At 61.1% G+C, this 13,887-nt stretch carries 11 protein-coding genes; 8 read left to right on the forward strand and 3 right to left on the reverse strand.

From position 1 onward, the window contains the following. Positions 1–78: 78 nt before the first annotated feature. Complete coding sequence (locus MESCI2_RS0105940) at positions 79–1,254, forward strand: porin (RefSeq protein ID WP_027035759.1); 1,176 nt, start codon at positions 79–81, stop codon at positions 1,252–1,254. Positions 1,255–1,482: 228 nt separating this feature from the next. On the opposite strand, the gene MESCI2_RS0105945 is transcribed toward MESCI2_RS0105940, so the two are convergent. Both MESCI2_RS0105945 and MESCI2_RS0105950 read right to left on the reverse strand, forming a co-directional pair. After that, entirely contained in the window at positions 1,483–3,150 is a 1,668-nt protein-coding gene (locus MESCI2_RS0105945; RefSeq protein ID WP_024505737.1) for a tetratricopeptide repeat-containing sulfotransferase family protein, read from the reverse strand. A 231-nt stretch (positions 3,151–3,381) separates the two neighbouring features. Beyond that, the gene (locus MESCI2_RS0105950; RefSeq protein ID WP_024505736.1) at positions 3,382–5,082 is read right to left on the reverse strand and encodes a tetratricopeptide repeat-containing sulfotransferase family protein; all 1,701 of its coding nucleotides are present in this window, start codon (positions 5,080–5,082) and stop codon (positions 3,382–3,384) included. 117 nt (positions 5,083–5,199) lie between these two features. Here MESCI2_RS0105950 and MESCI2_RS0105955 point away from each other — a divergent pair, with 117 nt between their 5' ends. Then, the gene (locus tag MESCI2_RS0105955; RefSeq protein WP_027035760.1) at positions 5,200–6,312 is read left to right on the forward strand and encodes a pyridoxal phosphate-dependent aminotransferase; all 1,113 of its coding nucleotides are present in this window, start codon (positions 5,200–5,202) and stop codon (positions 6,310–6,312) included. Between the two features lie 28 nt (positions 6,313–6,340). Here the strand turns inward: MESCI2_RS0105955 and MESCI2_RS0105960 are convergent, their stop codons facing one another. Then, positions 6,341–7,333: a bifunctional helix-turn-helix transcriptional regulator/GNAT family N-acetyltransferase gene (locus MESCI2_RS0105960; RefSeq protein ID WP_027035761.1), complete on the reverse strand. Its 993-nt coding sequence runs from the start codon at positions 7,331–7,333 to the stop codon at positions 6,341–6,343. Positions 7,334–7,496: 163 nt separating this feature from the next. On the opposite strand from MESCI2_RS0105960, the gene MESCI2_RS0105965 reads away from it, so the two are divergent. The 6 genes from MESCI2_RS0105965 (at position 7,497) to MESCI2_RS0105990 (ending at position 13,883) form a co-directional block, all read left to right on the forward strand. Then, positions 7,497–7,781: an acylphosphatase gene (locus MESCI2_RS0105965; RefSeq protein WP_027035762.1), complete on the forward strand. Its 285-nt coding sequence runs from the start codon at positions 7,497–7,499 to the stop codon at positions 7,779–7,781. Between the two features lie 72 nt (positions 7,782–7,853). Further along, positions 7,854–8,498, forward strand: coding sequence for a TetR/AcrR family transcriptional regulator (locus tag MESCI2_RS0105970; protein WP_027035763.1), 645 nt, complete (start codon positions 7,854–7,856; stop codon positions 8,496–8,498). Then, positions 8,467–9,630, forward strand: coding sequence for an isovaleryl-CoA dehydrogenase (locus MESCI2_RS0105975; protein ID WP_027035764.1), 1,164 nt, complete (start codon positions 8,467–8,469; stop codon positions 9,628–9,630). Before MESCI2_RS0105970 ends, MESCI2_RS0105975 begins: the two co-directional genes overlap by 32 nt. A 1-nt stretch (position 9,631) precedes the next feature. Further along, on the forward strand, positions 9,632–11,239 hold the full coding sequence (locus tag MESCI2_RS0105980; RefSeq protein WP_027035765.1) for a carboxyl transferase domain-containing protein: 1,608 nt from the start codon (positions 9,632–9,634) through the stop codon (positions 11,237–11,239). A gap of 237 nt (positions 11,240–11,476) precedes the next feature. Further along, on the forward strand, positions 11,477–11,851 hold the full coding sequence (locus MESCI2_RS0105985; RefSeq protein WP_027035766.1) for a hypothetical protein: 375 nt from the start codon (positions 11,477–11,479) through the stop codon (positions 11,849–11,851). Between the two features lie 49 nt (positions 11,852–11,900). Beyond that, positions 11,901–13,883, forward strand: a complete 1,983-nt coding sequence (locus MESCI2_RS0105990) for an acetyl/propionyl/methylcrotonyl-CoA carboxylase subunit alpha (RefSeq protein WP_027035767.1) — start codon at positions 11,901–11,903, stop codon at positions 13,881–13,883. Positions 13,884–13,887 lie beyond the last annotated feature (4 nt).

The following is a 13,887-nucleotide window of genomic DNA, read 5'->3' on the forward strand; positions in this document are numbered from 1 at the left end:
AGTAATAACAGATCGTTACCCCAACCAAGCGGGCGGCAGCTTCCGCAATTTCATTCGATTCTGACTGGAGGTCAGAAAATGAACATCAAGAGCCTTCTCCTCGGCTCCGCTGCGGCCCTGATCGCAGTTTCCGGTGCGCGCGCCGCCGACGCCGTCGTCGTCGCCGAGCCGGAACCCGCTGAATACGTCAAGATTTGCGACGTCTACGGCGCTGGCTACTTCTACATCCCCGGCACCGAAACCTGCCTGCGCATCGGCGGCTATGTCCGCGAAGATATCGGCGTGGGCGATGCCGGCTCGTTCGATGGCGTCAATCACGTTACGGACCATCAGAATGGCGACGACAACTCGACCTACTGGAAGAACACCCGCTTCACGCTGAAGACCTGGACCGGCCAGGAAACCGAGCTCGGCACGTTGAAGACCTACACCGAATACCGCATCAATTTCGGCAACAGCTACGGCGACTATGATGACGGGCACACTATCGCTGCCAATGGAGCGGGTGGTTGGCAGGCTCGAAACAAGGGCAGCGCCCTGGAATTCGCCTGGATCCAGCTCGGCGGTCTGCGCGTCGGTGCTGACGAATCGGCCTTCGATACGTTCATCGGCTACGCCGGCAACGTCATCAACGACACGATCGTGCCCTACGGCAATTTCCAGACCAACGTGATCCAGTACTACTTCGATGCAGGCAACGGTCTCTCGGCCGTGGTTTCGCTCGAAGAAGGTTCCGGTGAGGTTGGCACCATCGACAGCTATGTTCCGCATGTCGTCGGCGGTCTGAAGTACACGCAGGGCTGGGGCGCCATCACTGGTGTTGTGTCGTATGACAGCAACTACGAGGAAGTCGCCGGCAAGGTTCGCCTGGACGTGAACGCCACCAACGAACTGTCGCTGTTCTTGATGGCCGGCTACGGCACCGACGACAACCTCAACGATCATACCAACAACATCGACGCGCTCGGCCGCGGCTTCTACAAGCAGTGGGGCGGCAACTGGGCTCTGTGGGGCGGTGGCACCTACAAGTTCAACGAGAAGACCTCGTTCAACCTGCAGGCGTCGTATGACGACTGGAAGGATATCGGCGTCGCGGCGAACGTCGCCTACACCGTTGTTCCTGGCCTCACGGTCACGGCCGAAGTCGATTGGCAGCAGGTCGGTCAAAAAGCCTTCGACAACGACTCCGCCTGGGTCCTGGCAACCAAGAAGAACAACGTCGGCGGTCTCCTCCGCTTCCAGCGCGATTTCTAATCAATTTCGCCTTGTCGAAATCGAAACCCGGCGGGCGACCGCCGGGTTTTTTCATGCCGGGTTTTCATTGGCTCACCAAAATGCGGCGACGCCGCCCCCGAGACCGAGCCCCTGCACTTCTTGAAGGTTTGCGAGCGGACAATAGCCAGCTGACGAAGCCGAGCCCTGACAGTTCCGGCAATCGGGTCTATTCGCCAGTCCCCCAGCGCCGGAGCTTTCGCGGCTGGATCAATTCCCAGCCAAATCACCCAAGCCATCGATCAGCGGTTGGATTGCGCTGCCATAGTTCTTCCAGCGACTGACGGACGAGGTGTAGATCGGTTGTCGAACCTGCCAGCGGCTAAACGTGTTCACCGCACCGCCCTTGTCAAAGAATCGCAGGCAGGCGTCGTCCCATGGCAGTCCCAGATGGTCGATCAGGCGGCGCGATTGGCCTTCCTGGTCGGAGACCATGTCCTCATAGCGGTTCTGCAGGATTTGCCCTGGAAAAATCTTGCCCCAATGACCCATAAGCCGGTCGTACTCGCGATAATACAGTCCGAGCGTATGGAGGTCGGCGTTGTAGATATTGTCCTCGTTGAAACTCAGGAAATAGCACGAGATGCAATTGTCGATGGCATCGCGACGGCAGTGAATGATTTGTGCCTTGGGAAACAGGATCCTTATAAGGCCGATAAGCTCAAAATTATGCGGCAGCTTGTCGACTATCCGCCGCGCGTCGGGCGATCGTTGCCTGATATGGGCGAGATATTCATCGGCCAGGGACTTCGACTGTTCAACAGTCATGTCCAGGATAGATCTACGCAATTCCTCCGGCGAGCGCGTTTTCGGCGCCAGCCTGTTTGTGATGCGCCGGAGCTTTGTCAACTCGCCGGCTCCATGCACGTCGGGATGGCTAGCAAGGATCTGCTCGGTCAAAGTGGTGCCTGAACGCGGCATGCCAAGCACGAAAACAGGCACGTCCGATGTGCTTCCATGACCTGCCTTGGCGGCCAGCATCCGGGGGTCGAACAGTTCGATCATGAAATCGACGCTGCGCCGATAGGAGTCCATGTCGAAGCGGCGGGTTGACAGTTCCTTTGCCTGGCGGAAATGGCCGATCGCCCCGTCGTAGCGCCCGATATCGTTCAGTATTTTCCCGGCCGCATGGTGGAACTGCTGTGTGCTTTTCCTGTCGAGTCCCGGATTTTTCAACTCGGTCAGAATGGATTTCAATTCCGCCGGCTCTTCAGCGAATTTTCGGATGCTGGCCAGGCCGTTGTAGGCGGCCGCGATATCCTGACGGTGGCCGATCGCCTCCTTCATATATCTCGCCGCCTCGTCCATCCGACCGAGGCTTACAAGCGCATTGGCCAGTCCCATTCGAATGGCGGAACGGCCGCTGTCGATTTCAAGCGCTTTCTCATAAAGCGGCACCGCAGCGTCGGCCTTGCCGAATTCGGTGTAGGCGCGGCCAAGGGCGCAAAGCGCCTCCACCCAGCCGGCTTTCAACTGGCAGGCAACCTCAAAATGCCGGATCGCATCGGAATGTTCGCCGACCTTCAAATAGGTTTCACCCAGCGTCAGGTGATAGTGCGGATTTTGAGGTGCTTCCCTCACGGCCCTCTCAAAACATCGAATGGCCATCTCGTCATCCAGATCGAGCGCAAAGGTGCCCAGCAAGTACAAAGCAAGAGGATGTCGGGGATTGCGCGCCAATACGCGCTGGCAAAGCGCCTCTGCCTCCGCCAACCGATCTGCCCGCTGAAGGTTGAGGGCCTGCCTGAGCAGTGCGTCATCTGCCTGCGCGCGCGGCACTGGTTTCGCGGTCGGTTGCACGATTTTCTGCTGAGAGATTTTGGGGCCAGCAGGGCCCTTGAGATGCTTGGACCAGGCTGGTGGCAATCGATTGCTCATGGTGTCTGGCTAACAAAAAGAGCCACAGGAATCCAGCGTTCTGACCTGCCTCGCGGCAACGTGCACTAACCAAACAGGATTCTAGAGGGCAGTTTCAAAGCGAGCTAACGCGGCTCGTCCTGGCATCTCGGGCAGTGCCGTTTGTCGCCTCAAAGCACGGAGCACGATAGCGGGCCGCGCTTTCGCCCTTACTGGCGCCAACGAAAACAGCTCGAATACGGTACAGATTAATCAGAGTTCGGCCAGATCGCCGAGGGCCTCTATCAGCGGCCGAATCCTGCCTTCATAATTTTTCCAGCGCTTGATCGACGAGCCATAGATCGGCTGGCGTACCTGCCAGCGGCTCAGCGTCCTGACGGAGCCGGCCTTGTCGAAGAAGCGGAGGCAGGCGTCATCCCATTCGAGCCCAAGATGATCGATCAGGCGGCGGGATTGTCCTTCCTGGCTGGAAACAAGATCTTCGTATCGGTTCTCAAGAATCCGCCCAGGCAACACCGTATGCCAATGACGCATTAATCGGTCATACTCCCGATAGTATAGTCCAAGACACGTTAAATCGCTGATGTAAGCGTGATTTTTATTCAGGTTGGAGAATAACAGCGATAAACAATTATCAACAGCATCCCGCCGGCAATGGATAATGCGAGCGTTCGGGAAGAGGATTGCGATAAGGCCAATAGCCTCGAAATTGTGCGGCATCTTATCGATAATTCGCGCCGCGGAGGGCGCATAAAGACGCAGGTTGGCGAGGTAGTCCTCGGCAAAAGTCCGGGATTGCTGGATCGTCATCGACCGGAGGTTTTTTCCAAAGGGCTCTTCCGATGTCTTCGTCAGACCGCTGGCTGCCGCTATACGTCTCAGCTTGGTGAGTTCGCCGGCTCCATGGACATCCGGATGACTGGAGCAGATTTGCTCGGTAAGCGTCGTGCCTGAGCGTGGCATTCCCAAGACGAATACGGGGGTTTCGGACGGATCGCCATACTTCGCCGCGCTCGTCAAAAACTCCGCGCTGAACAGCCGGATGATGGAATCAACACGCCTGCGGTAGAGTTCGATTTCAAAATCGTCGTGGGGCTTAACAGCCTTCGCCCTCAGAAAATGGTCCATCGCTTCATCATAGCGGCCAAGATCATTCAGGATCTTGCCTGCCGCAAGATGAAGGGCATATGGTTGGTCGTCCGAGGCTGCCGGGTTGGAAATTTCACCGAGAATCTGTTTGAGTTCCGGCGGCTCCTCGGAGAATTTGTGGATGTTAACAAGAGCCTGATAGGCATCCGCAACGTCAACTCGACGGTCTATGGTCTCTTTGAGATAGCTGGTCGCCTCGTCCATACGTCCAAGGTTGATAAGGACGCTCGCCAGGCCCATTCGGACCGTCGGGTGGTCTCGATTGATTCCGAGTGCCTTCTCATAGACCGACAAGGCGATATCTGCCTTGTCAAACTTTCCATAAGCATCTCCTAGTCCACGGAGAGCTTCTACCAGATCGGGCTTCAGTTCACAGGCGCGCTGCAGATGCCTAATCGCTGGAGGATAGTCACCGATCTTCAAATAGGCTTCGCCCAGACTAAGTTGATAATAAGGATTGTTGGGCTCCTGGTCGGCCGCCCGAGCAAAATACCTAATTGCCAACTCGTTGTCGACACCAAGCCCGAGCGTGCCGAGTATGTAGAGGGCCAATGCGTGGTTAGGCTTGCGGGTCAGAACGCGATGGCATAGCTCCTCTGCTTCAGGAAGCCGCTTGGCCTGCTGAAACTGGAGCGCCTGCCTCAGCAGCATGTCGTCGTTCACCGCAGGCGGCTGCGGTTTCGCTTTCGGCTGCGCGGTCTTCGGCTGCGCGGTCTTCGGCTGCACGATTTTCGGCGGCGCGATTGTCGGCCCGGTCTGTGCCTTCAGATGCTTGGACCAGGCTGGTGGCAATCGATTGCTCATCACGTGTCGCTAGCAAAAAGGGACGAAAGAATCCAGCGCTACGGATCTGCCCGGCGGCAACTTGCACCGACCCATCCGGCGCGCTAGCAAGAAGGCCCTTTCAAGCGAGCTTCCGCCATGCACCAGCGCCCTCCCCTCATGCCGCTCATCGCAGCGCTTCCCTCGACGGTGCCGTTTGTCGGCCCCGAAGCACAGGAGCGCGAGCGTGGCCGCGCTTTTCGCGCCCGCATCGGCGCCAATGAGAGCAGCTTTGGTCCCTCGCCGCGCGTCATCGCCCGCATGGCCGAGATCGCCGGCGACATGTGGATGTATTGCGATCCCGACAATCACGATCTGAAGGTGGCGGCGGCCGCGCATCACGGCGTAAAGACAGAGAACGTCGTTGTCGGCGAAGGCATAGATGGCCTGCTCGCTCTGGTGGCACGCATGTATGTGGCACCCGGCGATGCTGTGGTCACCTCGCTCGGCGCTTATCCGACCTTCAACTTCCACATTGCCGGTGTCGGCGGGCGACTGGTGACGGTCCCTTACGAGAACGACAAGGAAAGCCTGGACGGCCTGCTGGCGGCGGTGCGCAGGGACAAGGCGCCGCTGGTCTATCTCTCCAATCCCGACAATCCGATGGGTAGCTGGTGGGAGGCGAGCGAGCTTACCCGTTTCAGCAAGGCGCTGCCGGAAACCACCATGCTGGTGCTCGACGAGGCCTATGGCGAACTCGGACCGGCCTCGGCGCTGCCGCCGATCGATATCTCCAGGCCAAACGTCATCCGCATGCGCACCTTCTCGAAGGCGTACGGGCTGGCGGGCATACGCTGCGGCTATGCGATCGCCGAGGCTCAGGTGATCCGCGACTTCGAGAAGATCCGCAACCATTATGGCGTCAGCCGCATGGCGCAGATCGCCGGCGTCGAGGCGCTCGCCGATCAGGACTATCTGCAAAGCGTGGTGGCGCGGGTCGCGGCCGGCCGCCGACGCATCGCCGGCATTGCCGAAGCGAACGGGCTGAAGCCACTGGCGTCGGCGACCAATTTCGTCACCATCGATTGCTGCGGCGACGGCGCCTTCGCGCTGAAAGTTCTGCAAGCCCTGCTGTCGCGCGACGTCTTCATCCGCAAACCGATGGTGCCACGGCTCGACCGCTGCATCCGCGTCAGCGTCGGCCTCGACCATGAGCTCGACATCTTTGCCGAGGAATTGCCTGGCGCGCTGGCAACAGCGCGGGGAAACTAGGATCGCGTCTGCAAGCAGCAAAAGCTGCCTACAAATCCATTTCCCAGGTCTGGCCAGTCAGATCCTTGCCGAAGCTGTGATGGTGCTCCTGCGAGACCAGCCAGAAGCCGGCACGTTCGTAGATCGCGCGCGCCGCAACGAGGATGTCGTTGGTCCACAGCACCAGCTTGGTGTAGCCGCAAGCCCGGGCCTGGTTCACGCATTCCGCGACCAGTCGTTTGCCGATGCCGAGGCCGCGCGCCGACGCCTCGACATGCAGCATTCTCAGCTTGGCCACCTTGTCGTCCTGATGAACCAGGAACACCGCGCCGACCGGCTCACCACCGCGCTCTGCGATCCAGCAGAAATCGCGGCCGGGCACGAAATTGCGAATGAAATCGGCGCCGATCTCGGCGAGCATGGCCTCGAACTCGATCGTCCAGCCATATTCCTCGGCATAGAGTTGGGCCTGGCGCTGCACGACCCAGCCTACATCGCCGACGCGATGCGGCCGCAACGTCACCTCGTTGCTGTCACGGGTGGGATCTCCCAGCAATTCCCCCGCCTTGCGCAAGGCGCTGCGCAGTTCATGCAACCTGTCGTCGGGTACGCTTTCGATCAGCCGCGCCGTGTCCCGATCGGCCGCCGCCTGCAGTCTGGCAAGCGCTGCCTCGCCCCTTGCGGTCAGCGAGAGAACCCTTCGGCGCCGGTCAGCCGGGTCCGTTTTTGCCTCGGTCAGCCCCTGGCCCGCGAACTTGCGCAGGATCCGCGTTAGATAGGCGGCATCGACACGCAACTGTCTTGATATTTCGGAGGCCGCCGGGCCATTCTCCAGCCGAAAAGCACCAGCCAGGAAACCTCGCTCCCCGGCGATTTCGGCGGAAGCCGGGTTGCTGCGGTGACCCAGTTCGAACAGCACGCGCGCCTCGGTCAAAGTGAATGCACTTTGTGTCAGCGTCTCGTCGAGAAGGCCGACGGTGCGCGTGTAGAAGCGATTGAAGCGCCTGACATCGGCCACCAGTGCGTTGCGTTCGTCCAGCATCCGCGTCCAGTTCCCAATTAGGCAGTTCCATTTTCCAAAATCAGTGGACTGAGTCAATCAAATTCAAAAGCCAGAAGGCCCAGATATCGCGCCCGCGCAGTTCCCAGGTTGCATTCCTCAGGCCATGCGCCAGATTCAAAACGAGACAGGCTTGGAGAGATTCATGGCTGGTCAGCGCAGGAAAGTGCAGGCGCGCGTCTACGGCAATGTGCAAGGCGTCGGCTTCAGGGCCTGGGTTCGGGGCGAGGCCACAGGGCTTGGTCTTGCGGGCTGGGTTTGCAATGAAGCGGATGGGTCCGTAACGGCCCAGATCGCAGGCCTCGATGAAGCGGTATCGACAATGATCGAGCGCCTCTGGAAAGGGCCGGCCGGGGCTTCGGTTTCCAAGGTCGACGTCGAGGAGTTGGAGGCAGAAAACGCCCCTGTTGGGTTCAGGATCGTTGCATGAAGGTGGATTTGGGCTTGAGCGCCTTGAATTAATTGAACGTTCGTTTTATTGTTGCTTCGCAGAGGAGCTGACATGGCGCGCACCACCGGATCCGATGGCGAAAAGACCGAAGCAGCCGTCCGAGAGGCGGCCGTCAATCTCATCGCGCGTTTTGGCTACGAGGCGATGTCGATGCGCCAGCTTGCCGCCGAGGTCGGCGTCCAGGCAGCCGCGCTCTACCGCTACTTTCCAACCAAGGAAGAGCTTCTGTTCACGCTGATGCGCGAGCACATGGAAGGTCTGGCCACAGCATGGGAAGCAGCCCGCCCGGCGGACGCAGATTCGGCGCAACTGCTCTCGGCCTATGTGCGCAATCACATCGCCTTTCACATCGAACGACGGCACGCTACGCATGTGTCGAACATGGAATTGCGCAGTCTGTCGCCGGAAAGGCTGACACAGATACTGCGCATGCGCACCGCTTACGAGAAGGAGCTGCGTGCCATCCTGCGCGACGGCGACGAGACGGGCGCCTTCAGCATCGACGACACCGGCCTGACGGCCATGGCGCTAATCCAGATGATGACCGGCGTCATCGTCTGGTTTCGGCCGGGCGAACGGCTATCGATCGCCGAAGTCACGGCGACATATCTTTCAATGACAATGCGGCTCGTCGGCGGGAAGATCGACGGCAGGGAGGAGAAAAATGTACACGAACACGCTCAGCTTCGGGCATGACGAGGAGATCGAGGCGCTGCGCGACATGGTGCGGCGCTTCGCTCAGGATCGCATCGCGCCGATCGCCGCCGACATCGATCGCTCGAATGAATTCCCGGCGCATCTGTGGGGCGAACTCGGCGCGCTCGGCCTGCTTGGCATCACCGCCGATCCCGATTTTGGCGGCAGCGGCATGGGCTATCTCGCCCATGTGATCGCCGTCGAGGAAATCTCGCGCGCTTCGGCCTCGGTCGGCCTCTCCTACGGTGCTCATTCCAACCTCTGCGTCAACCAGATCAACCGCTGGGCGACGGCGGCGCAGAAGGAGAAATTCCTGCCGCCGTTGTGCTCGGGCGAGCGGGTAGGCGCGCTGGCGATGTCGGAATCCGGCGCCGGCTCGGACGTCGTCTCGCTGAAGCTGCGCGCCGAAAAGCGCAATGATCGCTACGTGCTCAATGGCACCAAGATGTGGATCACCAACGGGCCGGACGCCGAGACGCTGGTCGTCTATGCCAAGACCGATCCGGACCTGAAATCGCGCGGCATCACCGCCTTCATCGTCGAGAAGGCTTTTGCCGGATTTTCCGTGGCGCAGAAACTCGACAAGCTCGGCATGCGCGGCTCCAACACCGGCGAACTGGTGTTCGAAAATGTTGAGGTGCCCTTCGACAACGTGCTGCATGAGGAAGGGCGCGGCGTCGAAGTGCTGATGTCTGGCCTGGACTATGAGCGCACGGTGCTTGCCGGCGGCCCGATCGGCCTGATGGCGGCGTGCCTCGACGTGGCAATCCCCTATGTGCATGAGCGCAAGCAGTTCGGACAGGCGATCGGCGAGTTCCAGCTGGTGCAGGGCAAGCTGGCCGACATGTACACGACGATGAACGCTGCGCGCGCTTACGTCTATGCCGTCGCCGCCGCCTGCGATCGCGGCCAGACGACGCGCAAGGATGCCGCGGGCTGCGTGCTGTTTGCCGCCGAGAAGGCGACGCTGATGGCGCTCGACGCCATCCAGCTGCTTGGCGGCAATGGCTACATCAACGACTATCCGACCGGCCGCCTGCTGCGCGACGCCAAGCTCTACGAGATCGGCGCCGGCACCAGCGAAATCCGCCGCTGGCTGATCGGCCGCGAGATCATGGCGGAGGGGGTATAGCATGGCTGCGCTGCAAACCCAGATCTCCCCCTCCTCCGAAGCATTCCGCGCCAATGCCGAGCGCATGCGGGCGCTGGTCGCCGACATTGCGGAGAAGGCGGCCACCGTCGAGCGCGGCGGCTCGGATGAGGCGCGCGAGCGGCATGTTTCGCGCGGCAAGCTGTTGCCGCGGGAGCGCCTGGCCCAGTTGCTCGACACCGGCTCGCCCTTCCTCGAGATCGGCCAGTTCGCGGCATGGTCGATGTATGGCGAGGAGATCTCTTCGGCCGGAATGATCGCCGGCATCGGCCGCGTCGAGGGCACCGAGGTGATGGTCGTCGTCAACGACGCCACGGTGAAGGGCGGCACCTATTATCCGCTGACCGTGAAGAAGCATTTGCGGGCGCAGGAGATCGCACTGCAGAACAATCTACCCTGCATCTACCTCGTCGACAGCGGCGGCGCCAACCTGCCCAACCAGGACGAGGTGTTTCCCGACCGCGAGCATTTCGGCCGCATTTTCTACAACCAGGCCAACATGTCCGCCGCAGGCATTCCGCAGATCGCCTGCGTCATGGGTTCCTGCACGGCGGGCGGCGCCTATGTGCCGGCGATGTCCGACGAGACGATCATGGTGCGCAACCAGGCGACGATTTTTCTCGGTGGCCCGCCGCTGGTGAAAGCGGCGACCGGCGAGGATGTCAGTGCCGAGGATCTCGGCGGTGCGGATGTGCACACCAGGCTTTCCGGTGTTGCCGACCACTATGCGCTCGACGACGACCATGCGCTCGCCATCTGCCGGCGCATCGTCAAAAACCTGAATCGAAACAAGATCGTGGGCCTGACCTTACAGAGATCGATTCCGCCGCTTCATCCGGCGGATGAACTTTATGGCATCGTGCCGACCGACCTGCGCCAGCCCTATGACGCGCGCGAGGTCATTGCGCGCATCGTCGACGGTTCCGAATTCGACGAGTTCAAGCAGAATTACGGCACCACGCTGATCACCGGCTTTGCCCATCTCCATGGCATGCCGGTCGGCATCATCGCCAACAACGGCGTGCTGTTTTCCGAAAGTGCTGTGAAGGGCGCGCACTTCATCGAACTGTGCTGCCAGCGCAAAATTCCATTGGTCTTCCTGCAGAACATCACCGGCTTCATGGTCGGTCGAAAATATGAAGCAGGCGGCATCGCCAAGGATGGCGCCAAGCTGGTGATGGCGGTTGCCACCGCCAAGGTGCCGAAGGTGACTGTCATCATCGGCGGTTCGTTCGGCGCCGGCAATTACGGCATGTGCGGCCGCGCCTATTCACCGCGCTTCCTGTGGATGTGGCCGAATGCCCGCATCTCGGTGATGGGCGGCGAACAGGCGGCAACGGTGCTTGCCATGGTCAAGCGTGAAGGCATCGAGCGCAAGGGCGGGGAATGGAGCGCCGAGGAAGAGGCGAAATTCAAGAAGCCTATCCTGATGAAATACGAGCATGAGGGTCATCCGCTCTATTCGTCCGCACGCCTGTGGGATGACGGCATCATCGACCCGGCGAAGACGCGCGACGTGCTGGCGCTCAGCCTGTCCGCGGCGCTCAACGCCGAAATCGAGGAGACGCGCTTCGGCGTGTTTCGGATGTGAGAATGGATCAGCGACGGGATCCGCATTCTCACCGGCGACATCGCGATGTTCGATGCCATGCCGTCACACATGGCGGAACTATACCGGCAGGCCATTGCTCCAGCGGGTGGAAAGTGAACTTCATCGACGAGATCATCTATCCAGTCACGAAATCGCGAGCCTTCGTCATGAAACTGGCGGCAGTTGAAGATAGTTGCTACTGCTTATCCTGCACTACGCAATGGGGATGGGGTAGAAATGAAGCTGAAATATTTGGGGATGGCGTCCGCCTCAATACTTGCTGTATTGCTGGTGTTCGCAGCATCCGGCGCGGGCATGGCCGGCTCACTCACTGGAAGCGAGGGAGACAAGCGTTTCCCGCCGTATCTGCCGCGAAATCCCAAAGACCCCTGTACCAAGGCCTACAAGGCCTATGTCGCGGCCGGTGGCCATTCAGCGTACGCAACCACTCCCTACGCGCGGATAATGTCGTCGTACATAGTTTGCGGCGGCCACCTCAACGCACCATCTCAAAAGAGGGCCGAAGAGTTGGCGATGAAATCCTGTCAGTCCACCCGCGGCCACTACAAGGTCACGACCGGCGGCGTCTGCGAGATCGCTGCCTCCAAATAGGCTGGCGCCTGCCAGAGTGGCGCCGCCCGAGGCAAAACCGGGAGGCTCCATGTTCGCCAAGATCCTGATCGCCAACCGCGGCGAGATCGCTTGCCGTGTCATCCGGACGGCGCGCAAGATGGGTGTGCGCACTGTCGCCGTCTATTCGGATGCCGACGCGAGATCCCTGCATGTCGAGATGGCCGACGAGGCGGTGCATATCGGCGCCTCGCCCGTCGGCGAAAGCTATCTGCGCGGCGACAAGATCATCGCCGCAGCCCTGGCAACGGGCGCGCAAGCCATTCATCCCGGCTACGGCTTCCTGTCGGAGAACCCCGATTTCGTCGACCAGGTGGTGGCAGCCGGGCTCATTTTCATCGGCCCGTCGGCGGCCTCGATCCGTGCCATGGGGTTGAAGGATGCCGCCAAGCGGCTGATGGAAAAGGCCGGCGTGCCGGTGGTGCCGGGCTATCATGGCGAGGCACAGGAGATCGTGCTGCTTGCCTCCAAGGCGCGCGAGATCGGCTATCCCGTACTGATCAAGGCGCGCGCCGGGGGCGGCGGCAAGGGTATGCGCCGGGTCGAGCATCCCGATGAGTTTTCCGAGGCGCTGTCCAGCGCCCGGCGCGAGGCGAAAGCCGCCTTCGGCGACGACCGTGTGCTGGTCGAAAAATATGTCGACAAGCCGCGCCATATCGAAGTGCAGGTGTTCGGCGACAGCTTCGGCAATGCGGTGCATCTCTACGAACGTGACTGCTCGGCGCAGCGCCGCCACCAGAAGGTGATCGAGGAAGCGCCGGCCCCCGGCATGACCGAGGCGCTGCGCAAGGCGATGACGGATGCGGCGGTGAAGGCCGCCAAGGCGATCAATTATTCGGGCGCCGGCACCATCGAGTTCATCGTCGATGCCTCGCAGGGCCTGAAGGCCGACCGCTTCTGGTTCATGGAGATGAACACCCGTCTGCAGGTCGAGCATCCCGTCACCGAAATGGTGACCGGCACCGACCTGGTCGAGTGGCAATTGCGGGTCGCCAGCGGCGAAAAGCTGCCGAAGACGCAAAGCGAGATCGCGCTTGCCGGCCATGCCTTCGAGGCGCGCATCTATGCCGAGGATGCGGCAAAAGGTTTTCTGCCGGCAACGGGCACGCTGCATCATCTGAAATTTCCGGATGCAGCCCCGCAAGGCGCCGCGATGCGCATAGAGACAGGCGTGCGGGCGGGTGACGCCATCTCGCCCTACTACGATCCCATGATCGCCAAATTGGTCGTCCACGCAACGGACAGGCAGGCGGCACTCGAAGCTCTCGGTGCAGTGCTGTCGCGAACCGAGGTCGCCGGCTCGACCGCCAACACCGCCTTTCTTGCCGCTCTTGCCGCCGATCCGGATTTCGCCGCAGGCGATGTCGACACCAGCCTGATCGCCAGGCACCAGACGGCGCTGACCGAGGTCGCGCCGCCGACCGGCGAAACCATCGCTGCCGCGGCCGTTGCGGCCTCCGGCGCCGGAGCATCGCCGTTATCAGACGATCCGTGGTCGTCGCTTGCCGGCTATGCGCATTTCCACGGCGTGGCGCGGCACACACGATTGAAGTTCGGCGAAGACGAAATCGTGGCGAAGGTTTCGGTGCGGCATGACGGGCGGTTCCAGGTGACGCTGGACAAGCCCTATGACGACACCAATTCGCATGATTTTCGCTCAACACCACGCCTCGCCCGCTGGCCAGGCCACATCACCGTGTTCGAAGGCGCCGTTGGCTACACCTTCGCCGTGCCGGACCCTCTGGCACGAGCCGATGAGGCAGCGGCGGGGTCAGGCAGCCTGCGCGCGCCGATGCCGGGGCTGGTCAAGCTGGTGCGCGTGGGAAAGGGCGATGCCGTGATCAAGGGCCAGCCGCTGCTGATCCTGGAGGCGATGAAGATGGAACATACCATCGCCGCGCCGCATGACGGCGTGATCGCCGAGATCGCCACCGAGGGCGCGCAGGTGACCGACGGGACGGTGCTGGTACGGTTCGTCGAGGAACAAGCCGCTTCGGCCGCCGTCGCCAGCTGACGGT

The sequence above is a fragment of the Mesorhizobium ciceri WSM4083 genome (assembly GCF_000519305.1).
In the GTDB taxonomy this organism is placed as follows: domain Bacteria; phylum Pseudomonadota; class Alphaproteobacteria; order Rhizobiales; family Rhizobiaceae; genus Mesorhizobium; species Mesorhizobium ciceri_B.